This is a genomic window from Hyphomicrobium sp. (assembly GCF_036262015.1).
Taxonomy (GTDB): Bacteria; Pseudomonadota; Alphaproteobacteria; order Rhizobiales; family Hyphomicrobiaceae; genus Hyphomicrobium_C.
On record NZ_DATAJR010000004.1, the window covers coordinates 418,201 to 441,860 of the forward strand.

The following is a 23,660-nucleotide window of genomic DNA, read 5'->3' on the forward strand; positions in this document are numbered from 1 at the left end:
GGATATGGCGAATTGATCTCAACCGGCGGCCTGGTTCCGGTCGCGGAACGCCGCAGTGGCTCGAACGAGCTCGTGGACGATACCGGGTTCCGTCATTGCGTGCCCCGCATCGGGGACGATACGCAACTCGGCGGATGGCCACACCTTCTTGAGATCCCACGCATTGCGGATAGGTGTTACTACATCATAACGGCCATGCACGATAATGCCCGGGATGTTCGCCAGCCGGTGCGCCTCGTCGAGCAGAGCGCCATCGGCTTTGAAGAAGCCGTTATTGATGAAGTAGTGGCATTCGATACGCGCAAACGCCAGCGCATAGGACGGATTGGCGAACGAACGTACGCGGATCGGGTCTTCGATCAGCGAAAGTGTCGTTCCCTCCCAGACGCTCCAGGCCTCCGCGGCCGGGATATGAACGCGGGGGTCGGGGTCCGTCAGCCGCTTGTAGTAGGCTCGGATCATGTCGCCGCGCTCTTCGGGCGGAATGACACGCTCGAAGGTTTCCCAAGCCTCCGGAAAGAGCGAGCTGCATCCGTTCTGATAGAACCAGACCAGCTCGCTTCGGCGCAGAAGGAAGATCCCCCGCAAGACCAATGAGGCGACCCGGTCAGGGTATGTTTCGGCGTAGGCGAGTGCCAGCGTCGACCCCCATGAGCCGCCGAAGAGCTGCCAGCGAGAGACGCCCAGGTGCGTTCTCAGCCGCTCCATGTCTTCCACGAGGTGCCAGGTCGTATTGTTCTCGATGGAGGCATTGGGCAACGACTTTCCGCACCCACGCTGGTCCAGCAGAATGATCCGGTAGTGCTGAGGGTCGTGGAAGCGCCGCATCGCCGGATTGCAACCGCCGCCCGGCCCGCCGTGTACGATCAAGACCGGCGCGCCCTTCGGGTTGCCGCACTCGGCAAAGTAGAGCCTGTGGCCGTCGCCGGTATCGAGGAAGCCCTCGTTGAACAGCTCGCGCGGTGGGTAGAGCGTCAATCGCTCGCGAGAGGACATACCTAAACCTTCTTCCGGCGATGGAAGCGCATCTCGCGATCATGAAGGATCTCGCCGCCCGGCACGCGGATGTCGCGCACGAGCTCGAGCAGATTGCGGTGCGGTCCCGGCGTCGCGAGAGCGACGGCAATCGTGGCCGCGGCTCCTGCTGGCAACCCGATGGCCGCGGCGAGCGCGCCATCGGTTCCCGTGAGCCCGGCCTCGCCGGCGATGATGGCGAGAACGGTGACGCCGAAACCGGTGAGCATTCCGGCCATGGCGCCGAATGCGTTGAGCCGCTTCCACCAGATCGAAAGCACCAGCACAGGGAAGGTCGAAGCCCCCGTAAGCGCGATCGCCCAGAGCACGAGTTGGAGCGGATCGGTCGGCGCCGCGAGCGCGATCAGGCCCGCGATGGAAGCCGCCATGCCGAGCGCGAGGCGAGAAACGATGAGACGCGGTCCGGACCTGGCCGGAGACCAGCTCAGCCCATAGACGATGTCCTCTGCAAGGATGTTCCCGAGCGCGAGCGCCACGGCTCCGGCTGTTGCCAAGGCAGCGGCCACGACGCCGCCCGCCGCCAGATAGACGACCGCTGACGGCATCTCGGCGGCGACAGGAAGACTGAGCAGAACATCGTCGCGGCTGATGCTGAAGCTGGCGAGCGTCGGCCGTCCTTCGCCAGCCACCGCCAGGATTCCCTGCGCCTGAAGCGTCTCAAACCACGGCGGAAAGCGGATGGCGCCGGCTGCCGTGACGATATCGGTAAGGTAGTCGCGCATGAAAATGCCGACCGATGCGACAGTCAGCATGGCGACACCAAAGAGCAGAGTAGCCCAGCCGAGCGATTTACGCGCCTCGTAGACGCCGGGCGTGCCGGCGACGCGCGGCAACAACCAGGGCGCGCTCGCGATGCCGGACAGCAGCGACAGGATCATGATGACGAAGGCCAGTGGCCCTACACTGCCGAACGGATCGGAAAACCGTTTCGCGATGGGTTCAAGTCCTTCGCCGGGCATGTCGAAGGCGAGGAGCGGCGGCAGAATGATTGGGAGCCCTTGCGCGGCCTCCGCCCGTGCGATTGTGCGCAACACCGGCCCGGCCGAGAACTGCGGCAGCGGCAGATTGGTGACGATAATGCCAACGATAGCCACGGGCACGAGAAGCGCGATGAGCGCGGCGATGCTCTGCGCCGCCGAAGTCCACGCCAGCGAGCGCATGCCGCCCGCAGCGACCGTCACGACGACCGCGGCGACCAGAAGCATCACGATCGCGGCAGGCGCCATCGGATGGAACCACGCCGCGGCATGCGCGCCGATCCTGAGTTCCGCGGCCATCACGAGCAGCATCGGAACGGAAAGGACCGCGCCCGCGACGAGACGCAGCGCACGGCTATCGAAGCGTTTGCCAAGATACGTCGGCACGGTGTAGGCGCCGAACTTGCGGAAGAAAGGCGCGAGCAGAACGGCCATCACGACAAAGCCCGCGAGCCCGCCGATGACGATGCACAGGGCATCGAAACCGATCAGAAAAAAGGCTCCGGTCAGGGCGACGAGCCCCGTCGCTCCGAGCGCCGTCTGAGCCAAGGCAAGTCCCGTGTAAAACGCAGGCACGCGGCGTCCCGCCGCGAAGTAGTCGATCGGTTCCCGGGTGAAGGCGGCCAGTCCGATGATGGCGTAAAGCGCGATCGGCCCGAGAAACATGGTGAGGCGGAGCGCCTCGCTGCTGACACCAAGACCTTCGAGGATCAGCGTCATCAGTGCGAGCGCCAGGAAGGCACTTATGAAGATTCCGAAGTACGTCCCAAGGCGGGGATTGACGTAGCCGGTGCGGTGCGAAAACGGCATGGCTCAGCGCTCCGCGCCACAACGAGGAGGAAGGCAGGCGTCACGCATCCTCATGCGCACCATGCCAGTGGTCGATGGCATCCTGCCGGTTGACGAAGCTCGCAACTGTGATCACGGCGATCAGGACCAGGCCATGGAGGCAAAGGAAGTAGCCTAGCGGGAAGCCCATGAACCGGCTTGAATTCAGGCGGTCGGCATAGAGCGGCAACACGAGGATGACGAGCATAAACGGCACCAGGCTCGCCAGCATCTGCCACTTTGTATGCCGCCAGTAAGGCTTTCGCTCGCGCCGTTCGATCATGAAGGTCCCTGTCCGCCAAGAGCCGGATGCTCGCACTGACGTGCGTTCGAGATGTGGTTCCTTTGAGGCAAGCTAGCTGGCCCCCTCAAAAGCCTGGCCAACGAGCAGTTTGCTCCGGGCCGGAGCCTCCCCTAGCATTGATACGGACGGCTCCAAGCGAGTCGGGACCGAGAACGGCGTAAGGGAGCCTGACATGAAGATACTGTCCGAATTCAAGGATTTTGCAATGCGGGGCAATGTCATCGACCTCGCGGTCGGTGTCATCATCGGCGCCGCCTTCGCACCAATCGTCTCGACGCTGGTCGAGAATATCATCATGCCGCCGATTGGATACATTCTCGCGGGGATTGACTTCAGTGCTCTGGCGATCACGCTTCCGACTCCGACCGGCGACGGCGTGCTGATCAAATATGGTCTGTTTCTCAACGCCCTCCTGAAGTTCCTGATTACGGCGCTGGCGATCTTCCTATTGATCCGGGCCATCAACAAGTTCCAGAAGCCGAAAGCCGCCGAGGCACCGCCGCCGCCCTCGCAATCGGAGATCTACCTGCGGGAAATTCGCGACGCGCTCGTCAAGAAATAGCGGCTCGGTCGCCACGGAATGCGGTCAGCCTGCCGGGGACTGGCCGCATTCAAGGTCGGCGGATGCGTCTTACGAAAGGGCTACAGATCCTGGCACGCGCTTGGGAGGCGTTGCCCCCTGCAGCGCACTTCTGAACGCCATATAGCTTTGGTCGATGCGCGCCGCGAGCGCGTCCTGTCCTGCGACGTGGGCGATCGTGGCCTCCGCCACGCGATCGATCGCCTCGGCAACGTCCGAGGGCCAGGGCGCGAACGTGATGCCGAACGTAGCGGCGAGGGCGCGGCAGGCCACGTGCTCGTGAGCACGCCCTTCGGCGAGCGAGGCTTGATACTCCTCCATGGCCGCAGCCGTCAGGATCGCGCGATCGTGCTCGGGCAGGCTTTCCCAAACCGAAAGGCGCACGGTGAGCGAAAGGGCTGTACCGCGGCCGTTGAGCCCGGTCCCCGTTGCGAAATGGGCGCTTCGTGCAACGCCGCCGGCGAGGGCGGTCAAGAGCCCGGTCTCCGCCGCAAAAATCCGACCGTCCTGGATCGCGGCAGCAATGTCGTCCGGAGCCACGGGTATGGCTTCCGCGCCGAGCGCCCGCGCCACATCAGCCCCCAGTCCGGGTGCCGAAATGCGCTGGCCGGCAAGATCGCCGAGCCCGCCAATCGCCTGACGCGACCAAAGGGGTGGCGCCTCGCCGGAGTGGCCGACAAGCAGCGGCTTCCAGCCATGCTGCCCGGCCAGATCATCCCACAGCATTTGACCGCCGCCGACCGCGATCCAATGGGCGAAGTCTTGCGCGCCAAGCCCCGACGAGCCGGGGAGGCCTGCGAAATAGGCGAAGGCCGGATGTAGTCCGGCAAAATCATGAGCGGTGCCGTGGACGAGATCGGCGTCCGCGGCAACATCTTGAGCCTGGCTCGAGATTTCGATCCGGTAGCGGCCCTCTGTCATGATTTCGAAGCGGCGTACGAGGCGCCGAACGCTATCGGCAGGACCCTGCGGGGTATCAGCCCAGGGCATCGAAAGCCTGAGCACGCGAGCGCCCGTTTCGCGGGCAGTCTGGGATGCCTCGCCGGGTTCCGTCGCATGGGCGGCAACAGCCGATGTTGCTGCAACTGCGGCACCACCGCTGGTGATCAGGAACTCGCGACGATCCATCTGCTGGCCCTCCCCAGGCGGCAACCGGCCCGCATCAAAGCCCAACCCTGCCCCGAAAACAACGGCCACCGGAGGTCGGGCCCGGGCCCGGCGAGGTCTCTATCGGGCAACTGATGCAGTTTAACCACGTCTTATCCAATCGATACTACGGTGGGAGATCGGAGTAAAAGTCTCGGCGTTGCGTCCACATGCTTTCTGGCGGATTGAGTAAGAGTAAATCGAATACTCTGATGCAGGAGTACTCCGCGCGGATCGGTGATGCCGTTCTGCGCCAGCGTACCCGCATGGCCGAACGCCAGGCCCGGCTGGAAGCCGAGCTGGCCAACCGGGTAAAATCCGAATTCATCGCCAACATGAGCCACGAGCTGCGCACGCCGCTGAACACGGTTCTCGGCTTCTCCAAGCTTCTGAAGGAGCACGGCGAGCGCCGGCTGTCCGATGAGGACATCGTCCAGTACGCCAGCCTCATCAAGGACTCCGCCGACCATCTCCTGGCGGTCATCAATGATATTCTCGACATCTCGAAAATGCAGAGCGGGACGTATGCGCTCGACGCCTTCGAGGTGGATATCGCCGCCGTTATCCGCGACTGTGTCGAGGCCGCAAAGCCAACGGCGCTTCAAGCCGGTGTCGACCTGACGCTTCGCACGGCGTTTTCCGTCCCGCTCGTTCGCGGCGATGACACGAAGCTCGCGCAGATATTCACCAACCTCATCTCCAATGCCGTGAAGTTCACAGGAGAGGGTGGAAGCGTCAGCGTTGAGGTCCTGGAGCAGGGCGACGGCGGCGTGATGATTTCGGTGCGCGATACGGGCATCGGCATGACGCCCGATGAAATCCGCGTTGCGCTCGAGCCATTCGGTCAGGTCGATGCCGTTCGCACGCGCTGGCGCGAGGGAGCAGGCCTCGGACTGACGATCGCCAAGTCCCTCGTCGATCTGCACGGCGGCGAGCTGATGATCACGAGCGCGAAGAACAAGGGCACTGATGTGACGATCACCCTGCCGCCGGCTCATCAGGTGTCTGCGGTCGGTGCCCGTGATGCGATGTTCGGCACTGGCCGGCGTCTGGATGTGGATTGAGCATAGCCATGCAAACTGGCCCGACCATAAAAGAGCCCCAGCACCACGTGCTGCCAAGATCCATCGGCCGAATTGCTTCGGTGACGGGTTCGAAGGCGATCCTGTTGCTCGATGTCTCGCACGAGAACGATCCAAAAAGCAGAGCGGATCGCCCCGAGATGGGCACGCTTCTGGCGATCGACACAGGACAGGCGACAGTTCTCGCCATCGTCTCAGCCTTGAGCGTGCCAGTGCCAGCCCATGGTACGGAGCAGGAAATACGCATTGCCGAGCTCGGCCTCGTTGGCGAGCTGACCAAGAACGATGACGGCAAGCCGCTCACATTCCATCGTGGCACCACGACCTATCCGACGCTCGGAGATCGCGTGCGGTTCGCCACGAAATACGAGCTGCAGCTCACATACACGGCCTGCGATCAGGATACGGTCCGTATCGGATCGATCCGCCAGGACAGCTCCATCCCCGCCATGATCCGGGTCGACGAACTGCTGGGCAAGCATTTCGCGATTTTGGGGACGACCGGAACTGGCAAGTCCTGCTCGACCGCCCTCATCCTGCGGGCGATCCTGGAGCGCAATCCGAACGCTCATATCGTTCTTCTCGATCCGCACAACGAATATGCGACAGCCTTCGGCGAGCGCGCCGAAGTGATTTCGCCTCGCACGCTGCAGCTTCCGCTGTGGCTCCTGAACTTCGAGGAAGCCGTTGAAGTGCTCGTCGGCGACGCGGAGCGCAAGGCGGAGATCGAAATCCTGCAGGATATTATCCCGCTCGCCAAGGCACGCTACAGCGCCGGCCGCGCACAGGACTCGCAGAAAATTCGCAAATCCGGGCTCGACGGCTCGCGCTTTACGGTCGACACGCCGGTTCCCTACCGCATTTCGGACCTCACCAATCTCATTGATGAGCGGATGGGCAAGCTTGAGAACCGCAGGGATCTCGCGCCCTATCGACAGCTCAAGACCCGTATCGAGACCTTCTCACAGGACGGCCGATACGCCTTCATGTTCGGCTCGGTCACCGTTTATGACGGCATGACACAGGTGCTCTCACGCATCTTCCGTGTCCCTGTGAACGGCAAGCCGATCACGATTCTGGAGCTTACGGGGCTTCCGCCCGAAGTCGTCAATGTCGTCGTGTCGGTGCTCTGCCGCATGGCGTTCGATTTCGCTTTGTGGGGCGAAGGAAAGATCCCTGTTACGGTGGTGTGTGAAGAGGCCCATCGCTATGTGCCACTGAACCCAGAGATGGGTTTCGAGCCGTGCAAGCGGGCGATTGCAAAAATCGCCAAGGAAGGCCGCAAGTATGGCGCTTCACTCTGCATCGTGACGCAGCGGCCGGCTGAAATCGATCCTACCATTCTATCGCAGTGTAATACTGTGTTCGCGCTGCGCATGTCGAACGATCGCGACCAGGCGATCGTCGCCTCGGCCGTCACCGATACCGGCACGGGTCTTATCGAGTTCCTGCCAGCGCTCGGCGCGCGCGAAGCGATTGCCTTTGGCGATGGCGTTCCCATTCCAGTGCGCATCAAGTTCGACGAGATGCCCGCACACGCGTTGCCGCGCTCGACGACTGCTCGGTTCTCCGAGAAGTGGCAGGAGTCGCTCGGTGACGAGAGTTTCCTCGAAGCGGTCGTTGAACGCTGGCGCGCCGCTGGCGTCACCGGGCAGCTCGATACCGCGACACAGGCCCAAATGTTCGCCGAGACGATCAGCCTTCCCGCATCGGCTAGCGTGCCACGGCATGCAGAAACGTCGGTCGGGTTTGATGCCGCGTTTCTGGATCGCACCGCTGGCGACGGGGCTCAGCCAGACCCGACGTCAGATGCCCGCCCCCTCCATGCCGACGCGCAGCGCAATGCCATGCCGCCCATGCATGTGTCCCGCAGCGAGCCTTCGATCCTGCGCCGGCCGCTTGCGTCGGCGGACATTCCGCGCGGCCGGATACCAGGGGCGGCCGCAACCGCCGCCGGGCCTCGTGCGTGGTGGCGAGGCCGCGCCGCCGTCCGCCCCCCAAAGCTCCGGCGATGCGACGCCGGCCTCGGGCAATCCCCGTCTGGCTCTGCGCGAGCGCCTTTTGAAGCCGTCAGCACAACGCTGAGCTCCAATGGGCTCTAAGCGCTTTCTTTGCTCGCCTCCGCGGGCTTGCTGGGACCGTCGCTCCAATCGTTGAGCACGTCGAGGATCGGCGTCAATCCTTCGGTGTCGACGAGGCGATAGACTTCCACGTCCCGCCGCGCGGGCTCGCTCCATCCGGCGATGGTCAGTGCCTTCTCCGCCTTGGAGAAGAGCCCGTGATTTCTGAGCGCGGCTGAGTTGCGCACGTCCTCGTCGCGCTTTGCCGCGTCGGGCCCGTCCGTGTGCCCCTCCTTGTCGAGCCAGGCCTTTCGAATAGCGGTGAGATCGGTGTCGCTCGCCTGGCCTTCTTCGGCCTTGAGCTTCTGCAGCTCGCTCTTGCCGATCCCCATCCACGCCTTCTTGGGCCACTCCACGAGACTGAGATCGTCAAGCACGCCGGCAAGCTGGTTCATGGCCAGCGCCTTCGCGCCCTCCTTCTCGGAGTCGCAACTGTAGAGATTGGGAATGACGAGATAGGAGTGAGAGCGGTGATAGATGAAATGCCGCCGGACCCACTCGATATCGGCGTCGGGAGCCCTGGCGATGGCCGTTGCTATGGCGGTTTGGATCTCGCGTCTCTTGTCGCCCGCCATCTCCGGGCGCCGCGCAGGCGGATTGAGGATCGCCAGCACCAGCAGGCCGAAGTCGATGCCGACCGAAGCCAGGAGCGCGATGAGGTCACGCCCCGTAATCGGATCGCCCGCTTCCGTGTGCGTTGCCGGCTCCGAGCCTCCCGTCACGACGAAATGCCCGAGGCTGTAGGAGTAGGCGCCAATATTCTTCCAGAGGTTCTTGACCGCATTCGCGACACCGGCCGGTCCTTCGCTGAAGGCCGCGTCGCGCAGCTTCACCTCGGCGGGTTGGTCGGCCTGCTCGGCCGCCTGCGTCAGGCGCTGGGCGAGGGTCGGGTCGTAGCAGGAGAAGCCGGGCTGTCCGGGAGCTACCGAAACGGTCTCCGACAGCGCCCGCATCTCGGCGGCCGTCGACTTGCCGAGTTCGTTCGACCGCGCAGCGATGTTGCGTGCCGAGCCTCGGATCTGCGAGGCCATCGTCTCGAAATTGCGCTGGCGTTCCTCGACGCTTGCGCCGGCTAGTGATTGCGCGCTCTGCCGCAGCTGCTCGACTTCGGCCTGCACCGGCTCGAGCCAGCTTTTCACCATTCCGTCGCGTAGCGTCGCGACGGAATCGCGTACGCCGCGCCGTGCGTTATAGAGCGGCCCGCGCCCGGCACCGGAGGCCGTGCCGCAGCTGCCGCCGCTCGTCTCCTCGCGGGCCATCTGGCTTTCGGACCACGAGACGACATTGTCGAGTTGAGACCGCACGGCATCGAGACGCGCGGCGACCACCGCGCTCGCGTCGCGTGCATCCTCCTGGAGACCCGAAAGGCCGGTCCGTGTCGCTTCCTGGCCGGAGATGAGGCTCCACCAGAAGCCGTAGCCGAAACCGATCGACCAGATGGCGAGGAAGACGTAGAGCACGAACATGATGATGCGGTCGCTGAAGTCACGTCCCGCGCCGAATGTCTCGCGCAAAGCGAGCCACATCAGGAATGTGAGTGCGACCACGACGCCGATGACGAGAATGTCGTTCGGGATCGACATCGGCCCGGGATCGGAGCCCGTGGGTGCGGCCGAAACGCCGATGATGAAATCTCGCATTCCGTGCCAAGTGGCGTACCCGGACAGGAAGAGCAGCATCAGGGAGGCGACGCCGATAAGCGTGTTGCGTCCGAAAATGTAATCGAGACGCCGCCGCCAGACTTTGGACGGCTTCGAAGCAGCTTCGGCCATGACGCGACACCCCCGGCGAAACGAGACAATGCTCCCTGAAGGGAACATTAGGGGAAATCGCTCCGCATGTCCTCCTGCGGTTCCGCGAACGTCCGCACGCGGACACACGGGCGATGCATCCGAGCAACGCCGGTCGCGGCTCGTCGGCTAGCGCTTTTGTTCGCCCGGCCGAATTTCGACAATTCGCGCCGATGGTGGTTCTTGAGACGTGCGCTGCGGCACATCTTCGGGCTTGGCGGCTTCGCTCGGTTGAGCTGAGGGCTCGTTCGCAGGGGATGGATCAGGTGCCGCCGGAGCAGATGCGCTAGGCGCGCCGGCCATGGCGGGAGCATGGAGCTGCTCGAGCTTGCGGAACCGCTTCCAGGTGTAGGGCAGGGCGGCGAGATAGGCGATCGAAGCAATCGCCAGCGTCGCGTGCGGGTAGGTCAGCAGACACGCAACGGCCAGCATCGAGAGAATGAAGATCGGCAGCACCCACTCGCGGCCGATCCGCTCGCCGAGCAGCTTTCCCGAATAGGTCGGGACAATCGAAACCATCATGAGCCCGATCAGCATCGTATAGGCCAGCACGATGTTGAGCAGGATCGGGGACGACCGGAGATCGAGCCCGAGATGGGCGAGATACACCGGCAGCAGCACGAGGATCGCCGCAGCCGGCGTCGGAACTCCCATGAAGAAGTCCGATTGCCACTTCGGCCGCTCATCGTCGATCAGCGTGTTGAACCGCGCGAGCCTCAGCGCGGAAGCCAACGCGAATAGCATGACGGCAATCCAGCCGAGGCTCTTGTGGTCGCCGAGACCCCACGTGAAGATCAGGATGGCGGGCGCCACGCCGAAGTTCACGAAATCGGCAAGACTGTCGAGCTCTGCGCCGAAGCGTGAGGAGGCCTTGAGAAGCCGCGCGATACGCCCGTCGAGACCGTCCAGCAGGGCTGCGAACACGATCGCCGCGAGCGCGAAGTCGTAGCGGCCTTCGATTGACATGCGGATCGAGGTGAGACCCGCGCAAAGTCCTAGCAGAGTAAAGAAGTTCGGCACCATCATGCGCACCGGAATGCGTGAATGGCTGAACATGCGCCGCCGGCGGCGACGGCGCGTTTCCTTCTCGAGTTGCGGTACGATCGGGTCCATGAGAGCCCTCCTCAGCGCGTGCTCAGTGACCAGTCTGCTTCTCAGTGACGCCGGGCTTCGCGTTCCGGCTCGGTCGATCTCAGGTCCGAAAGAATTGTCTCGCCCCCGATCGCGCGCTGACCGATCGCGACGGCCGGGAAGGCGCCGGGCGGCAGGTATGTATCGACGCGCGAGCCGAACCGGATCAGGCCGAACCGTTCGCCAACGCCGAGCGTGTCTCCTTCCGCAGCCAGCGTCAGGATGCGGCGGGCGACGAGGCCTGCGATTTGTACGACGGCAATCTTGGTTCCGTTCGCGGTTTCGATCACGATAGTACGGCGCTCGTTCTCTTCGGATGCCTTGTCGAGCGCGGCATTGAGAAACGCGCCGGGCATGTAGAGAGAGCGGATGATCCGGCCGGCCATCGGCGCGCGCTGGATATGAACGTCGAAGACGGAGAGGAAGATCGAAATTCGGGTGCGCTCCTCGTCGCCGAGGCCGAGCTCTGCCGGGGGACGCACCTTCTCGATGAGCGACACCTTGCCGTCAGCCGGTGCGATAATGAGCCCTTCGCGCAGCGGCGTAACGCGGTCCGGATCGCGGAAGAAATAGATCACCCACGCGGTGATGAGTGCCGCAATCCAGCCGAGGACCGGCCAGATCAGGAAAAGGATCAGCGTTACGCCGAGCCCGATGGCAATGAACTTGTGCCCGTCCCGGTGCACCGGCGCGAGGGTGTCGGTGATGGTGTCGAGCAAGGAATGATCGGACAAGGTGTCCTCCTGAACGAAAATAACGGAGTGCGCGGTACTCGTCCGCGCACGAACTTAACACAAGGCGCCGAATTGGGTGTCCGTTCGTTGTGGGTATTCCGTTTTTAGAACGGAATGGCGACGAACCGCGTGTCCCCCTTCGCATCCTCGACCAGAAGCAAGACGCTCTTGCCGCCGGACTTTTGGACCTTTTCTATTGCGGCCTCGAGATCCTTCGGCGCGGCCACCGGCTCCTGCTGAGCCTCTGTAATAACGTCTCCTGGACGGATGTTCTTCGAAGCGGCTTGGCTCGAAGGATCGATCTCGGTGACGATGATGCCATTGACCTTGGCGTCGAAGCCGAAACGGCTCCGCAAGTCATCGGTCAAGGGAATGACTGTGAGGCCCAGGATCGACGTCGAAGGCTGAGGTGCTTCTTCCTTTTTCTCCGCGGCTGCGGGTTCGGGTGCGCTCTCTTCGTCGTTGAGCATACCGACCGCCACGGGCAGTGTCTTCTTTTGGCCCTGACGCAACACCTCCACGTCGACCGTTTTGCCGATCGGCGCCTGCGCGACGAGCTTCGGCAGGCCGCGCATCGTTGTGACGTCCTTGCCGTCGAATTTCATGATGACGTCGCCAGCCTCGATGCCCGCCTTCGCGGCTGGCGAATCCGGGGTCACGCCCGCTACTAGCGCGCCGGTGTTCTCCGGAACGCCGAGGCTCTCGGCAATGTCTTCGCTGATCGACTGGATCTTGACGCCGAGCCAGCCACGCTTGACGGCGCCAAACTCCTTGAGCTGCGAAACGACCTGAGTAACCGTGTCTGCGGGCACGGCGAAGCCGATGCCGATCGAACCGCCGGTCGGGGAGATGATGGCTGTGTTTACGCCGACGACCTGTCCGTCCATGTTGAACAGCGGTCCGCCGGAATTGCCCTTGTTGATAGCCGCATCGGTCTGCAGGAAATCATCGTAGGGGCCAGCGTTGATGTCCCGCTGTTTGGCCGAGATGATGCCGACGGTGACGGAGCCGCCCAGGCCGAATGGGTTGCCGATTGCCATCACCCAATCGCCGACCCTGAGATCGGAGGAAGAGCCGAACCCGACAGAGACCAGCGGCTTCTTAGGCGTCACTTTCAGGAGTGCCAGATCGGTTTTGGTGTCGCGGCCGAGCACCTTGTCGACCTTGAGCTTCGAACCATCATGAAAATTGACGACGATCTCGTCCGCACCCTCGATGACATGATTGTTTGTGACGACCAGGCCCTCTTTTCCATCGATCACGAAGCCGGAGCCGAGAGAGGAAACCTTGCGTTCGGCCTGCGGAGCGCGGCCACCTTTTTTATTGAAGAAGTCCTCGAAGAAATCCTCGAAGGGAGAACCTTTCGGAACCTTCGGAAGCGGAACGCCTTCCGGTCCTTTGGCGACCTGGCTGGTCGAAATGTTGACGACCGCGTCGATTAGCTTTTCCGCTATGGGAGCGACGGACTGGGGACCACGCTGCTGTGCAGCAGCCGGCCCAGCGGCCAGCATCCCCGCAACGAGCGCAAGCAGGAGAGGGACCGAGAGCCGGCCGGAAAAAACCGCCGCGCGTGGTCCGTTGGTCGTGATCATCAGGATCTCCTTGCTCACCCGCCGGTTACCGCCGGTTCGGTCTGCCAGCCGCCATCCTAGGAGCAATAATCCCTAGGGGCCTACCTGCCAAAGTGTGAGATCGCCCGGGGGCTGTCAACGCGGCTGGGGCCAGGAAATTTTGGGCCCAAGGTGAGGAGGCTCCGGCCGCCTCCTCTATCCCCGAACCAACCAGATGATGAGGGCGCCGACCGCGACCGCAATCCAGCCGGAACGTCTCAAACTCTGTTCCGGGGTAGCCGCCGCCGCCGCCAGAAGACGGCGTCCGAGATCAGGGGAAAGCGCCCAGAGCAATCCCTCGATGACGAGCACCAGTCCTAGGGCGACGGCGAGATCGCTCATGGTTTAGGCGGCGTAGGAGCGGGCTCCGTCCCTTGTGGGTTCGAGAAATACTTGAAGAAGTCGGAATCCGGCGAGATCACCAACCGCGTATCGCCGGGCTTGAGACCCTGCTCGTAGGCTTGCATCGAACGGTAGAAGGCAAAGAAGTCCGGATCACGCCCAAACGCATCGGCGAAGATCTTGTTGCGCTCGGCTTCGCCGGCGCCGCGCAGCTCTTCGCCCTTGCGGGTCGCCTCCGCCTTGATGACCGTGACCTCGCGATCGGCGGTCGCCTTGATGCGGTTGGCCTCGCCCGTGCCCTGGGCGCGGAACTCGGCCGCTTCACGCAGACGCTCTGCCCGCATGCGGTCGAACACGCTCTTCAGGTTCTGGTCCGGCAGGTCGGCCCGCTTGATGCGCACGTCCACCACTTCGAGACCGAAGTCCTTGCCTTCCTCGTTCACGTTGGCGGCGATCTGCTTCATCAGCGCCTCACGCTTGTCGCGAACCAGGTCCTGGAAGGTCGCTCCGCCGAGCGCGCGGCGCAGAGCCGATTCCACGATCGGTCCAAGGCGCGAGCGTACGTTACTTTCGAGGCGCAACGTCTGATAGAACTTCAACGGATCGACGATCTTGTAGCGCGCGAAGGCGTCCACGAGCAGACGCTTCTGATCGGATGCGGTGACTTCCTGTGTCGACGTATCGATATCGAGAATACGCTTGTCGAAGATATCCACTGTCTCGACCAACGGCAGTTTCCAATGCAGGCCGGGCTGTTGCACGACGCGCTTTGGCTTGCCGAACTCGAGTACGAGCGCCTGCTCGTTCTGATGCACGATATAGGCTGACGCATAGACAGCTGCGGCAGCAGCGCCGAGCAGGATGATTACGAATGCGAGAAATGCACGCATATTAGTTGCCTCCCTCGCTGGGCTGGCGGCGCTGCTGGAGCTGATCCAGCGGAAGATAGGGCACGACGCCCTGGCCGCTCTTGCTGTCGATGATGACCTTGTCGGTGCCGCCGAAGACGCGTTCCATGGTCTCGAGGAAGATGCGTTTGCGCGTGACCTCGGGTGCCTTCTTGTACTCGTCGTAGACCTTGAGGAAGCGGACCGTCTGGCCTTGCGCCTCGGCAACGGTCTGCTGTTTGAAGCCTTCGGCGCCCTGTAGGATGCGTTCGGCTTCGCCGCGCGCTTCCGGAACCACCTTGTTGGCATAGGCGAACGCTTCGTTCTGCAGGCGCTCCTTGTCGGCGCGTGCCGCCTGGACGTCGCGGAAGGCGTCGATCACCTCGCTCGGCGGGTCGACCTTCTGCAGCGTCACCTGATCGATCTGGATGCCTGCGCCATAGCCGTTGAGCGTGTCTTGCATCAGCTTCAAGACCGCCGCTTCGGTCTTCTGCCGTGCTTGCGTGAGGAGCGGCTGAATTTCGGACTGGCCCACGACTTCGCGCATGGCGCTCTCGGCCACTTCCTTCACGGTGTTGTTGGGGTTTTGAATGTTGAACAGATACTGGGCCGCGTCCTTGATGCGCCAATAGACCACGAAGTCGATGTCGACGGTGTTCTCGTCACCGGTCAGCATCAGGCTCTCTTCTTTGACGTCCTGCACGCCGCCGCCGCCGAAGCCGCGCTCGAAGTTCGCCGAGCGCATGCCGATCTCGATGATATTCTGGGTCGTGACCTTGGGGCGGATGACCTCTTCGATCGGATACGGATACCGGAAGTGCAGGCCCGGTGGTTCCTGGCGGACAAACTCGCCGAAGCGCATGACGACGCCCAGTTCGTCGGGATCGACGCGGAAGAAGAAGGCGTACCAGGCAACCACGGCAGCTGCGACGAGAGCGGCGAGAAACGCGAGAGGGCCCGGAATGCCACCGCCGTGCATGACCTGCTTCATGCGGTCCTGGCTGCGCTTGAGCATCTCCTCGAGATCGGGAGGCTGGGAACCCGGCCCTTGCCCCCACGGCCCGCCGCCGCCTCCGCCACCTTTCCAGCCGCCGCCGTTTCCGCCGCCGCCGCTCTGATTGCTCCAAGGCATAGTGATCTCAGCCCTTCGATTGTGAATGATGGACGGGAACCGCGTCAGGAGGGGCCCAAGCGGGAGCCCGGGATCGCGTAAGTCCCAGAAGGCAATTGCGCTTCGCTTATAGGGGAGGACCAGGGGAGACGCAAACCCGCCGGGTGGAATGTGGTTCGCGGAGAGAGCCGGTCAAGACGGTTAGGGGTGTTTTTCGCACCCTTAGGGGAATTTATTTACGATCGAGCACCTTGAAGGTTGCCGTCACGTTATCTTTTTCGCTCGCGGGCAATTCGGCACTTTCCACGGCGGTCCAGCTTGAAAGGTCCAGATACGGGAAGTGGACGTCGCCCTCTGGTCGGGCATGCACAACCGTCCAGTAGAGTCGGGTCGCGTGCGGAAGCGCAGCACGGAACACATCGGCCCCCCCGATGACCATGATCTCGTCGGCCCCGCGCGTCGCAGCGAGGGTGCGGGCGAGCGTCAACGCGTCGGCGAATGAGTCGACCGTGCTCACGCTGGGGGCTTCGAAGTGGGGGTCTCGCGTCAGCACGATGTTATCGCGTCCGTCGAGTGGCCCCTTGAGCGACTGGAACGTCTTGCGGCCCATGATGACGGGCTTGCCCATCGTGATACGGCGGAACGTCTTGAGGTCCGACGAAAGCTTCCAGGGCAGCTTGCCATTTGCGCCAATGACGCCGTTTTCGGCAACCGCAACGATGAGTGAAATTTGCATGTCTTCAGAAGTCTTGTCGGGTCTGTAGGGGTGAGTTTGCGTTTATTCCGTTCCAGAGCGAAAATTTGCAAGCGAAGGAATATTCCCATCTCGATCGCAAATTTTGCGCTAAACGCCGAACTGTTTTCAAACGGCCACAGGTGCTGCGATGTGGGGATGGGGGTCGTAGCCTTCGAGCATGAAGTCCTCGTAGCGGAACGCGAAGATCGAATGGACGTCCGGATTGATGGTCATTTGTGGCAGCACGCGCGGTGCGCGCGTAAGTTGCAAGTCTGCCTGCTCCAAATGATTGACGTAGAGATGAGCATCGCCAAACGTGTGTACGAACTCGCCCGGCTTGAGCCCCGTGACTTGAGCCATCATCAGGGTGAGCAGGGCATAGCTCGCGATGTTGAACGGGACGCCGAGAAAGACGTCGGCTGAGCGTTGATAGAGTTGGCACGAGAGCCGCCCTTCGGCCACGTAGAACTGGAACAGGCAATGGCAAGGTGCCAGCGCCATGTCGGGAATGTCCGCGGGGTTCCAGGCGGAAACGATGATGCGCCGGCTGTCTGGATTGGTTTTCAGCGTGTTGACCGCATCGGAGATCTGATCGATGACGCGTCCGTCCGGAGCCGACCAGCTCCGCCACTGCTTTCCGTAGACGGGGCCTAGACTGCCGTCGGCGCGGGCCCACTCGTCCCAGATGCGCACGCCGTTGGCCTGGAGATACCCGACGTTGGTGTCGCCCGCGAGAAACCAGATTAGCTCATGGATGATCGATTTGAGGTGCAGCTTCTTGGTCGTGACCAGCGGAAAACCATCGGCGAGATCGAACCGCATCTGGTGGCCGAAAACCGAGAGGGTCCCGGTTCCGGTGCGGTCGGTCTTGTGAACGCCCTCGTCGCGCACGCGACGGAGAAGGTGGAGGTACTGCTGCATGGTCGGGAGGATAGCGATTCTTTTTCGCGAGCCAAACGCTGCATCGTCGCTAGGGCTGAGGAGCGAACAGATAGGTGACTGTCAGCGAAAAGGCATTAACGACGCCATGAGCCACCACAACGGCACGCATGGAGCCTGTTCGTTGCATTATCCAGGAAAGGCCAATGCCCGCGAGAAATACGCTCGAAAGGCCTGGCCACGAGTAACCCCAATGCAAAAGTGTCCACAAGCTGGATGAAAGAACGGCGGCCGGCCAGAATCCGAGTGAACTTTTCGCCAATGCGGACAGCAGAAAGCCTCGGAACGTGATCTCCTCCCAAAGCGGAGCCAGGATGACAGCCGCCACCACAATTCCGAGCCAGATTGGTGACCGCAATCCCTCGAGGAGCCAGCGGCCATCGGTGAAAAGGTCGAGGCCGGCAATCCGATAGAGCAGAAGCTCGATCGGCCCGATTGCAACGATCAGCAGGACACCAAGCCCTGCAGCTTCGACCCAGCCAGTTTGCGGAGATGCGAGGCGAAGGGTCTGCACCCTGGCCCCCCTCCAACCCGCGGCCAGCCAGATGATCGACAACGAAAGAAGTTGCCCGAGGATCATTTGGGCAAGCATGAACGGCGAGGCCAGCGACGGGGCGCCGTCGAGCTGGGTTTGGCCTTCCGGACTGATGAGACCCGACGTTTCGGCCATCAGGCCGGCAATCCCGACCAGCACCGGCGCCAGACTGGCCAGCAGGGCAACGGCAAGTGCGGCAGTTGGTCCCCAGGGTGTTTCCGCGCGATAGGCGTCGGAGCTCGCATTCGCGCTCGTGGCGTCAGACATGGACAATTTCCTTGAAGATGAGGGCTGGAAGCAAGGCGGGCCGGTCTGATCCTTCGCCGCAGGACGGGTTCCCGTGAGGCACTTTTATTTCAATTCCTTCCAGCATATATTTAGCGCGCCGGATTCGTCCGGCTATGGCGATAAACGCGATCGTAATAAGCCGTTCGGACCCGGGGGCAGTACCCGGCGCCTCCACCATCAGTTCATTGATTGCGGACCTGTCACAGGGTTCAGTGAGTTGGTGATGGGGGCGAACTAGGATCGACGAGGGTGTAAAGGATTTAGCTTTTGCTCGGCATGATACCGCCGTCATCGGGTCATTCAGAATAGTTGCCAATGACAACTATGCTGAGGCTGCTCTCGCTGCGTAATGCAGCGCGAAATGCCTAAATACTAAAGTCCTCGCTCCTAGCCGAGCAAGGCGCGGTCTGGGGGGCACCGGGCAACAGAAGCCTCCCACTCATCTGCGTCGCTGGGGGAATTGAGGCGCGAGACGAAGCGGCACGGCATGACGGTTGAGTCGACGATCGACTATGAGGGACTTGCGCAAGAGGCGATGCGCGGAGTCGTACGCAAGGTTCTCGCCAGCACGGCTAAGTCAGGCTTGGCCGGCGATCACCATTTCTACATCTCCTTTGATACCGAGGCTCCAGGTGTGACGCTTTCGAAGCGTCTCAAGGAGAAGTATCCGCGTGAGATGACGATCGTGCTCCAGCATCGGTTCTGGGATCTCGCGGTGACCGAGGATCGCTTCGAGGTCAAGCTCACCTTCGATGGCATTCCGGAGCGTTTGGTCGTGCCATTCGATGCCATCAAGGTTTTCTTCGATCCATCCGTTCGGTTCGGACTGCAGTTTGAGGATCCAAACGCGGGTCCGGAAGGGCGCACGCAATCCGATGGTGGCACGTTCGAGAGTATGACAGCCCGTGCTGGCGCGACGCGCACACGTAAAGCTGCCCGCACGCGCAAAACTCAAACGCTGGATGACGCGAACGACAAAGCGTCAGCTTCAGGCGAGAGCGGCGCGGCTCCATCCATCGAGCCCGCGGCTGAGGACGCCTCGGCGCCGACGCCTCTGGCCGCGAAATCCGGCAGCAAGCGCTCAAATTCGGATGAAGCCGCCCCCAGCTCGAACGACGCGGAAGCGCCGATCAAGCCGGGTGGAGCCGAAATCGTCAGCCTCGATAAATTCCGCAAAAAGTAATTGGACGATGTCTATCGCCGCCCAAGCGGGTGCTCGAAGCGCTCCTTTGTCCAGCGGCGGCTATATTTGGGGTAGCCGCGATCGTACCGGTCGCCGTAATAGCTAGAGCGGTAACGCGGATAGTAGCCATAGTCGCTATAGTATCCGCCATCGCCATAGCGCGGATAATAGCCGTAGCTCGGCCCGATGTAGATGCCGACGCCGCCCCATCGGCGATATCTCACGTCCTGCACGGTTCCGCTTGCGTCTGCGGTTCTGACGCCCGCTTGGGAAAGGGGAGTGGCTGCGGCTGTATCAACCGCGGCGCCAGCACCGATCAGGATCGCAGCCGACGCGGCCACCGACGTGTACGTCTTCAACATGCTCATCATCTCGTACTCCGTTATTTGGCCCGTTCTCTTCCGGAGCAGGCTTGCTCATAGAAGCGGCGCGCGCTCGTAAGGGTTCCAAAAAAGACGGCGTTCCGGATGAATGATTGTTCAGCTACATGAACGCTAAGTGACTGAATTTTTTTACGTTTTCAGCAACGGAAGTGCGAGCGAGGCATCGTTCTCCTCATGTAAGGCCCACAGAGCTGCTCGCAGCGTGATTAAGGGCCGCAACAAAGTGGAGATGATCCAAATGACGACGAAGCTAAAGACCGCCTTTCTGACTGCCGCTGCTCTCATGATGACCGCCGGTGTGTCCGTTGCGGCTCCGGCCAAGGCCTATACCCATGGCTACGGCAAGCCCGGCTACACCAACGTCGCGAAACATCGCGGCGTGAACGGGTTCGAGCGCGCAGCCATCGCGCGCAGTGCAGCCAATCTTGCGGCTCTGAAGCGGCGCGTGTGGGCGGACGGCAAGGTCACGTTCGTTGAACGCATGCAGCTTCGCAACGCCGAACGCCGCCACGCCGCGCTCGTAGCACGCGCGTACCGCTCATAGGTGAGCCGACGGTGTAGGTTGGGATCATGAAAAGGGCCGCGCAATGCGCGGCCCTTGAGCATGTATTCCTCCGCGCAGAGGCCTGTCAGGCTGCAGCGGCGCGCGAAGCGCGCGCAAGAACGGCCTTGGCATCGTGGTTGGCCAAGAACTCAACGAGACGCCCGATGGGGAGCGGCTTGGAAATGAGATAGCCCTGGGCATACGCCACGCGTTCGGACTCAAGGAGAAGGTCGAGCCTGTCTTGGGTTTCGACGCCCTCGACCACGATTTCTCGGCCTGACGAGCCGATCATGTCCAAGGCATGAACGAGCATACGTGCCATCAGGCTTTCGTTCGGGGCCATGGCGAACGAACGGTCGAGCTTGACGCCGTGGATCGCAAGCGAGGCCACGCGGTGAATGCTCGAATACCCGTTGCCGAAATCGTCGATGTAGGTGCGAATACCATGCCGTGCCAGCGCTTCGATCTCGCCGTGAACGTTGTCGAGCACCTCGTCGTTTTCAACGATTTCGAGCGCCAACGGGAAGCGATCTCGATCCGCTTCGAACGCGCTGAATACGTGCCGAAGCTTTTCGCAGTCGAGATCGCGCGGGAAGATATTGAAGTTGACTTGTAGTTTGGTGCCTTGAGGAAGATTAGCCGAGAGTTCGGCGTAGGCACGATCTGCGACCATCTTCGTGAACTCGAGCGTCTGCCCGGCGGAGGCGACAAGATCGATGAACTTGTCAGGCGGCACGATGGAGCCGTCAACGTCGCGCCAGCGCGCCAGAACTTCGCAGCTCGAGATGGCTCCCGTCCGGAGATCCAGGATCGGCTGATAGGCGCAAACGATCGAGGCCGCGTCGAGGTTGCGGCGGAACCGCGATTCCAGCGACCAATATTTTTTGAGCGATCGATGCGCGACAGAAGCCGGCCAGTACGCATAGAAGCCCACGACGCCCACCGCGAGAATAAGTTCCGCGCGCCAGTCGAAAGCGATCTGCGCGAGGTTGGTTTCGAGGGCCACGCAGAAGGGATGGGCGTCGCTGCATGCGGTGCCGTGGATGGCCCACATTGACTCGCCCTCGGTCCGCTGTGCCGAAGCAGCTGCGAAAGTCCCGCTCTCACCGCTCAGGTGCCATACGCGGCCTCCCGTTGCGACGACGAACTCTTTGCGCAGCCAGGAGGAGGCATCGGACCAAGACGCCTGTGGCGGGATCACGAGGGCGAAGGGCTCCTGGAGCACGACGCTTCCGACAACGCCGGAAAGCCCGATCATATCGAGGCGCTTGTTGACCCAAAGATCGATGTCGCCTTTGCCCGGGCGATCGATGTCCGGTGGCCCGAGCGGCACGGCAACGCGAGATGCCATGCTGGTCGAGCACGTCACGATGCCTTGGGGCGCGTACATGAATTCATTCAAACCATCGGGCTTGAAGGCGACGCGGCGCAGTTCCCGGATGAATTCGTTCGAGCATGGTGTGGACGTAGCCGTCCGCTGCAGCTCGTCGAAGGCGGTGGTGACGTTGGCATGCAACTTATCGAACTGCGCAAGCTCGGCACGCGCATCGCGCGCCAGAGTCTCTTCGATCTGATTGCGCCAGAACCAGGCGCCAGCCGCGAGAAAAATCGCGGCAATCAGCAGCCAAATGACAAATCCGACCAGCCGATCATGGCGATCCGATACAAAGGGATTAAAGAATCTTGACGCCATGACTCATACTCGAACGGCCAAATGTCTCGCGACACTGGCGGGTCAGGGATGGAACCACAGTGCTGTAAATATTCGAAGAACGTCCGCCAGCAGACCATGAACCCGCCGTTCGGTTCAGTGCGGCCGTTCCAAGCGCGGATAGCAGGTCGAATCGGCAGTCCGGTGCTTTGGAACCTGCGCGGCAGCGTGATCTTGGACCCTCGAACCGCCCGTGCTATGGCGACGGCCAATCCCATGCATTCCAGGTACGGATCAGCGCCATGACCGACAAGAAGCCTTCCGCCAAGCCCGCTCACCGCGTCGAGTCCGACACGTTCGGCGAGATCCACGTGCCGGCCCACACCTATTGGGGGGCCCAGGCTCAGCGTAGCCTCGGCAACTTCAAGATCGGCTGGGAAAAGCAACCCGCGCCCGTCATACGCGCTCTCGGCATCGTGAAGCGGGCGGCTGCCGAGACGAACATGGCGCTGGGAAAGCTCGATCCCGAGATCGGCGAAACCATCGTCAAGGCGGCCCAGGAAGTGATCGAGGGCAAGCTTGACGATCACTTCCCGCTCGTCGTCTGGCAGACGGGGTCCGGCACGCAGTCGAACATGAACGCGAACGAGGTGATCTCGAACCGCGCCATCGAGATGCTCGGCGGCGTTGTCGGCTCCAAGAAACCCGTGCATCCGAACGACCACGTCAACATGGCGCAGTCGTCGAACGACACCTATCCGACCGCCATGCACATCGCCTGCGCGGAGGAAATCCACCACCGCCTTCTGCCCGCGCTGCAGTACCTGCGCAATGCGCTGAACGACAAGGCGCACGCGTGGAAGCACATCATCAAGATCGGCCGCACACACACTCAGGATGCCACGCCGCTGACGCTGGGCCAGGAGTTCTCCGGCTACACCCAGCAGGTCGAGAACGGCATTAAGCGCATCGAGCAGACGCTTCCCGCTCTGATGCAGCTTGCGCAGGGTGGCACAGCCGTCGGCACCGGTCTCAACGCGCCGAAGGGCTTTGCGGAGATGGTCGCGCAGCGCATCGCCGCCATCACGCAGCTACCTTTTACGTCCGCGCCGAACAAGTTCGAAGCGCTGGCCGCTCACGATGCCATGGTCTTCTCGCACGGAGCCATCAACACCGTCGCCGCGTCGCTCTTCAAGATCGCGAACGACATTCGGTTCTTGGGATCGGGGCCGCGCTCCGGCCTTGGTGAGCTGGCCCTGCCGGAGAACGAGCCGGGCTCGTCCATCATGCCGGGCAAGGTCAACCCGACCCAATGCGAAGCGATGACCCAGGTCTGCGTTCAGATCTTCGGCAACAACGCAGCGCTGACCTTTGCTGGCAGCCAGGGCCACTTCGAGCTGAACGTCTTCAACCCCGTCATGGCCTACAACTTCCTGCAGTCCGTGCGCCTGATGTCGGACGCCGCGATGTCCTTCACCGATAATTGCGTCGTCGGCATCGAGCCGCGCGAGGACAACATCAAGGCTGGCCTCGACCGGTCTCTGATGCTGGTCACAGCGCTTGCGCCGAAGATCGGCTACGACAACGCGGCCAAGATCGCCAAGACCGCCCACAAGAAGGGCACGACGTTGCGCGAGGAAGCTGTGGGCGGCGGCTACGTCACTGACAAGGAGTTTGACGAGATTGTCAGGCCGGAGAAGATGATCGGGCCGGAATAGACCGAA

22 protein-coding genes and 1 other RNA gene are annotated in these 23,660 nt (G+C 62.4%); 7 read left to right on the top strand and 16 right to left on the bottom strand.

The features are described 5' to 3' along the window. Positions 1-18: 18 nt before the first annotated feature. Genes pip through VHO05_RS02975 form a run of 3 tightly spaced genes read right to left on the bottom strand, consistent with a single transcriptional unit; the run spans position 19 to position 3,123 of the window. Complete coding sequence (gene pip, locus VHO05_RS02965) at positions 19-996, bottom strand: prolyl aminopeptidase (RefSeq protein WP_329645123.1); 978 nt, start codon at positions 994-996, stop codon at positions 19-21. 2 nt (positions 997-998) lie between these two features. After that, positions 999-2,822 carry a solute symporter family protein gene (locus tag VHO05_RS02970; RefSeq protein ID WP_329645124.1) on the bottom strand — a complete coding sequence of 608 codons (1,824 nt, stop codon included), beginning with the start codon at positions 2,820-2,822 and terminating at the stop codon, positions 999-1,001. 40 nt (positions 2,823-2,862) lie between these two features. Continuing rightward, complete coding sequence (locus VHO05_RS02975) at positions 2,863-3,123, bottom strand: DUF4212 domain-containing protein (protein ID WP_329645125.1); 261 nt, start codon at positions 3,121-3,123, stop codon at positions 2,863-2,865. A 193-nt stretch (positions 3,124-3,316) separates the two neighbouring features. Between VHO05_RS02975 and mscL the strand changes: the two genes are divergently transcribed. Further along, positions 3,317-3,706: a large-conductance mechanosensitive channel protein MscL gene (gene mscL, locus VHO05_RS02980; RefSeq protein ID WP_329645126.1), complete on the top strand. Its 390-nt coding sequence runs from the start codon at positions 3,317-3,319 to the stop codon at positions 3,704-3,706. Between the two features lie 69 nt (positions 3,707-3,775). Here mscL and VHO05_RS02985 read toward each other — a convergent pair whose 3' ends face one another. Next, positions 3,776-4,852 carry a hypothetical protein gene (locus tag VHO05_RS02985; RefSeq protein WP_329645127.1) on the bottom strand — a complete coding sequence of 359 codons (1,077 nt, stop codon included), beginning with the start codon at positions 4,850-4,852 and terminating at the stop codon, positions 3,776-3,778. A gap of 230 nt (positions 4,853-5,082) precedes the next feature. Between VHO05_RS02985 and VHO05_RS02990 the strand changes: the two genes are divergently transcribed. Next, entirely contained in the window at positions 5,083-5,934 is an 852-nt protein-coding gene (locus tag VHO05_RS02990; protein ID WP_329645128.1) for a HAMP domain-containing sensor histidine kinase, read from the top strand. Between the two features lie 8 nt (positions 5,935-5,942). Continuing rightward, positions 5,943-8,054, top strand: a complete 2,112-nt coding sequence (locus tag VHO05_RS02995) for an ATP-binding protein (RefSeq protein ID WP_329645129.1) — start codon at positions 5,943-5,945, stop codon at positions 8,052-8,054. Here the strand turns inward: VHO05_RS02995 and VHO05_RS03000 are convergent. From VHO05_RS03000 to VHO05_RS03045, 10 genes are all read right to left on the bottom strand, one after another. Further along, on the bottom strand, positions 8,051-9,844 hold the full coding sequence (locus tag VHO05_RS03000) for a hypothetical protein (protein ID WP_329645130.1): 1,794 nt from the start codon (positions 9,842-9,844) through the stop codon (positions 8,051-8,053). The genes VHO05_RS02995 and VHO05_RS03000 overlap by 4 nt on opposite strands. Before the next feature lie 147 nt (positions 9,845-9,991). Further along, positions 9,992-10,975 carry a CDP-diacylglycerol--serine O-phosphatidyltransferase gene (gene pssA / locus VHO05_RS03005; RefSeq protein WP_329645131.1) on the bottom strand — a complete coding sequence of 328 codons (984 nt, stop codon included), beginning with the start codon at positions 10,973-10,975 and terminating at the stop codon, positions 9,992-9,994. Between the two features lie 41 nt (positions 10,976-11,016). After that, positions 11,017-11,727 carry a phosphatidylserine decarboxylase gene (locus VHO05_RS03010; RefSeq protein ID WP_329645132.1) on the bottom strand — a complete coding sequence of 237 codons (711 nt, stop codon included), beginning with the start codon at positions 11,725-11,727 and terminating at the stop codon, positions 11,017-11,019. 104 nt (positions 11,728-11,831) lie between these two features. After that, positions 11,832-13,319: a Do family serine endopeptidase gene (locus tag VHO05_RS03015; RefSeq protein WP_329645133.1), complete on the bottom strand. Its 1,488-nt coding sequence runs from the start codon at positions 13,317-13,319 to the stop codon at positions 11,832-11,834. Positions 13,320-13,493: 174 nt separating this feature from the next. Continuing rightward, positions 13,494-13,679 (bottom strand): DUF2065 domain-containing protein, encoded by a 186-nt coding sequence (locus VHO05_RS03020; protein ID WP_329645134.1) that lies wholly within the window; start codon positions 13,677-13,679, stop codon positions 13,494-13,496. Beyond that, positions 13,676-14,569: a protease modulator HflC gene (hflC, locus tag VHO05_RS03025; RefSeq protein ID WP_329645135.1), complete on the bottom strand. Its 894-nt coding sequence runs from the start codon at positions 14,567-14,569 to the stop codon at positions 13,676-13,678. Before hflC ends, VHO05_RS03020 begins: the two co-directional genes overlap by 4 nt. 1 nt (position 14,570) lies before the next feature. Further along, a complete protein-coding gene (hflK, locus tag VHO05_RS03030) occupies positions 14,571-15,698 on the bottom strand; it encodes an FtsH protease activity modulator HflK (protein WP_329645136.1) in 1,128 nt (375 codons plus the stop codon). 211 nt (positions 15,699-15,909) lie between these two features. Beyond that, entirely contained in the window at positions 15,910-16,413 is a 504-nt protein-coding gene (locus VHO05_RS03035; protein ID WP_329645137.1) for a dihydrofolate reductase, read from the bottom strand. A gap of 126 nt (positions 16,414-16,539) precedes the next feature. Further along, positions 16,540-17,334, bottom strand: a complete 795-nt coding sequence (locus tag VHO05_RS03040; RefSeq protein ID WP_329645138.1) for a thymidylate synthase — start codon at positions 17,332-17,334, stop codon at positions 16,540-16,542. Between the two features lie 49 nt (positions 17,335-17,383). Further along, positions 17,384-18,154, bottom strand: coding sequence for a CPBP family intramembrane glutamic endopeptidase (locus VHO05_RS03045; RefSeq protein WP_329645139.1), 771 nt, complete (start codon positions 18,152-18,154; stop codon positions 17,384-17,386). Between the two features lie 78 nt (positions 18,155-18,232). On the opposite strand from VHO05_RS03045, the gene ssrA reads away from it, so the two are divergent. After that, positions 18,233-18,615: a transfer-messenger RNA gene (gene ssrA / locus VHO05_RS03050) on the top strand. Positions 18,616-18,662: 47 nt separating this feature from the next. After that, positions 18,663-19,358 carry an SspB family protein gene (locus VHO05_RS03055; protein ID WP_329645140.1) on the top strand — a complete coding sequence of 232 codons (696 nt, stop codon included), beginning with the start codon at positions 18,663-18,665 and terminating at the stop codon, positions 19,356-19,358. An 11-nt stretch (positions 19,359-19,369) separates the two neighbouring features. Here the strand turns inward: VHO05_RS03055 and VHO05_RS03060 are convergent, their stop codons facing one another. Then, positions 19,370-19,720: a hypothetical protein gene (locus VHO05_RS03060; RefSeq protein WP_329645141.1), complete on the bottom strand. Its 351-nt coding sequence runs from the start codon at positions 19,718-19,720 to the stop codon at positions 19,370-19,372. Positions 19,721-19,979: 259 nt separating this feature from the next. Between VHO05_RS03060 and VHO05_RS03065 the strand changes: the two genes are divergently transcribed. Beyond that, entirely contained in the window at positions 19,980-20,285 is a 306-nt protein-coding gene (locus tag VHO05_RS03065) for a hypothetical protein (RefSeq protein WP_329645142.1), read from the top strand. A gap of 85 nt (positions 20,286-20,370) precedes the next feature. On the opposite strand, the gene VHO05_RS03070 is transcribed toward VHO05_RS03065, so the two are convergent. Beyond that, positions 20,371-21,978, bottom strand: a complete 1,608-nt coding sequence (locus VHO05_RS03070; protein WP_329645143.1) for an EAL domain-containing protein — start codon at positions 21,976-21,978, stop codon at positions 20,371-20,373. Between the two features lie 260 nt (positions 21,979-22,238). Here VHO05_RS03070 and fumC point away from each other — a divergent pair, with 260 nt between their 5' ends. Then, the gene (gene fumC, locus VHO05_RS03075) at positions 22,239-23,654 is read left to right on the top strand and encodes a class II fumarate hydratase (protein ID WP_329645144.1); all 1,416 of its coding nucleotides are present in this window, start codon (positions 22,239-22,241) and stop codon (positions 23,652-23,654) included. The last annotated feature ends 6 nt before the right edge of the window (positions 23,655-23,660 follow it).

Excerpts from the sequence above, each read along its gene's own strand:
- pip (WP_329645123.1), bottom strand. The coding sequence starts at position 996 with ATGTCCTCTCGCGAGCGATTGACGCTCTACCCACCGCGCGAGCTGTTC.
- VHO05_RS02970 (WP_329645124.1), bottom strand. The coding sequence starts at position 2,822 with ATGCCGTTTTCGCACCGCACCGGCTACGTCAATCCCCGCCTTGGGACG.
- VHO05_RS02975 (WP_329645125.1), bottom strand. The coding sequence starts at position 3,123 with ATGATCGAACGGCGCGAGCGAAAGCCTTACTGGCGGCATACAAAGTGG.
- mscL (WP_329645126.1), top strand. The coding sequence starts at position 3,317 with ATGAAGATACTGTCCGAATTCAAGGATTTTGCAATGCGGGGCAATGTC.
- VHO05_RS02985 (WP_329645127.1), bottom strand. The coding sequence starts at position 4,852 with ATGGATCGTCGCGAGTTCCTGATCACCAGCGGTGGTGCCGCAGTTGCA.
- VHO05_RS02990 (WP_329645128.1), top strand. The coding sequence starts at position 5,083 with ATGCAGGAGTACTCCGCGCGGATCGGTGATGCCGTTCTGCGCCAGCGT.
- VHO05_RS02995 (WP_329645129.1), top strand. The coding sequence starts at position 5,943 with ATGCAAACTGGCCCGACCATAAAAGAGCCCCAGCACCACGTGCTGCCA.
- VHO05_RS03000 (WP_329645130.1), bottom strand. The coding sequence starts at position 9,844 with ATGGCCGAAGCTGCTTCGAAGCCGTCCAAAGTCTGGCGGCGGCGTCTC.
- pssA (WP_329645131.1), bottom strand. The coding sequence starts at position 10,975 with ATGGACCCGATCGTACCGCAACTCGAGAAGGAAACGCGCCGTCGCCGC.
- VHO05_RS03015 (WP_329645133.1), bottom strand. The coding sequence starts at position 13,319 with ATGATCACGACCAACGGACCACGCGCGGCGGTTTTTTCCGGCCGGCTC.
- VHO05_RS03020 (WP_329645134.1), bottom strand. The coding sequence starts at position 13,679 with ATGAGCGATCTCGCCGTCGCCCTAGGACTGGTGCTCGTCATCGAGGGA.
- hflC (WP_329645135.1), bottom strand. The coding sequence starts at position 14,569 with ATGCGTGCATTTCTCGCATTCGTAATCATCCTGCTCGGCGCTGCTGCC.
- hflK (WP_329645136.1), bottom strand. The coding sequence starts at position 15,698 with ATGCCTTGGAGCAATCAGAGCGGCGGCGGCGGAAACGGCGGCGGCTGG.
- VHO05_RS03035 (WP_329645137.1), bottom strand. The coding sequence starts at position 16,413 with ATGCAAATTTCACTCATCGTTGCGGTTGCCGAAAACGGCGTCATTGGC.
- VHO05_RS03040 (WP_329645138.1), bottom strand. The coding sequence starts at position 17,334 with ATGCAGCAGTACCTCCACCTTCTCCGTCGCGTGCGCGACGAGGGCGTT.
- VHO05_RS03045 (WP_329645139.1), bottom strand. The coding sequence starts at position 18,154 with ATGTCTGACGCCACGAGCGCGAATGCGAGCTCCGACGCCTATCGCGCG.
- VHO05_RS03055 (WP_329645140.1), top strand. The coding sequence starts at position 18,663 with ATGACGGTTGAGTCGACGATCGACTATGAGGGACTTGCGCAAGAGGCG.
- VHO05_RS03060 (WP_329645141.1), bottom strand. The coding sequence starts at position 19,720 with ATGTTGAAGACGTACACGTCGGTGGCCGCGTCGGCTGCGATCCTGATC.
- VHO05_RS03065 (WP_329645142.1), top strand. The coding sequence starts at position 19,980 with ATGACGACGAAGCTAAAGACCGCCTTTCTGACTGCCGCTGCTCTCATG.
- VHO05_RS03070 (WP_329645143.1), bottom strand. The coding sequence starts at position 21,978 with ATGGCGTCAAGATTCTTTAATCCCTTTGTATCGGATCGCCATGATCGG.
- fumC (WP_329645144.1), top strand. The coding sequence starts at position 22,239 with ATGACCGACAAGAAGCCTTCCGCCAAGCCCGCTCACCGCGTCGAGTCC.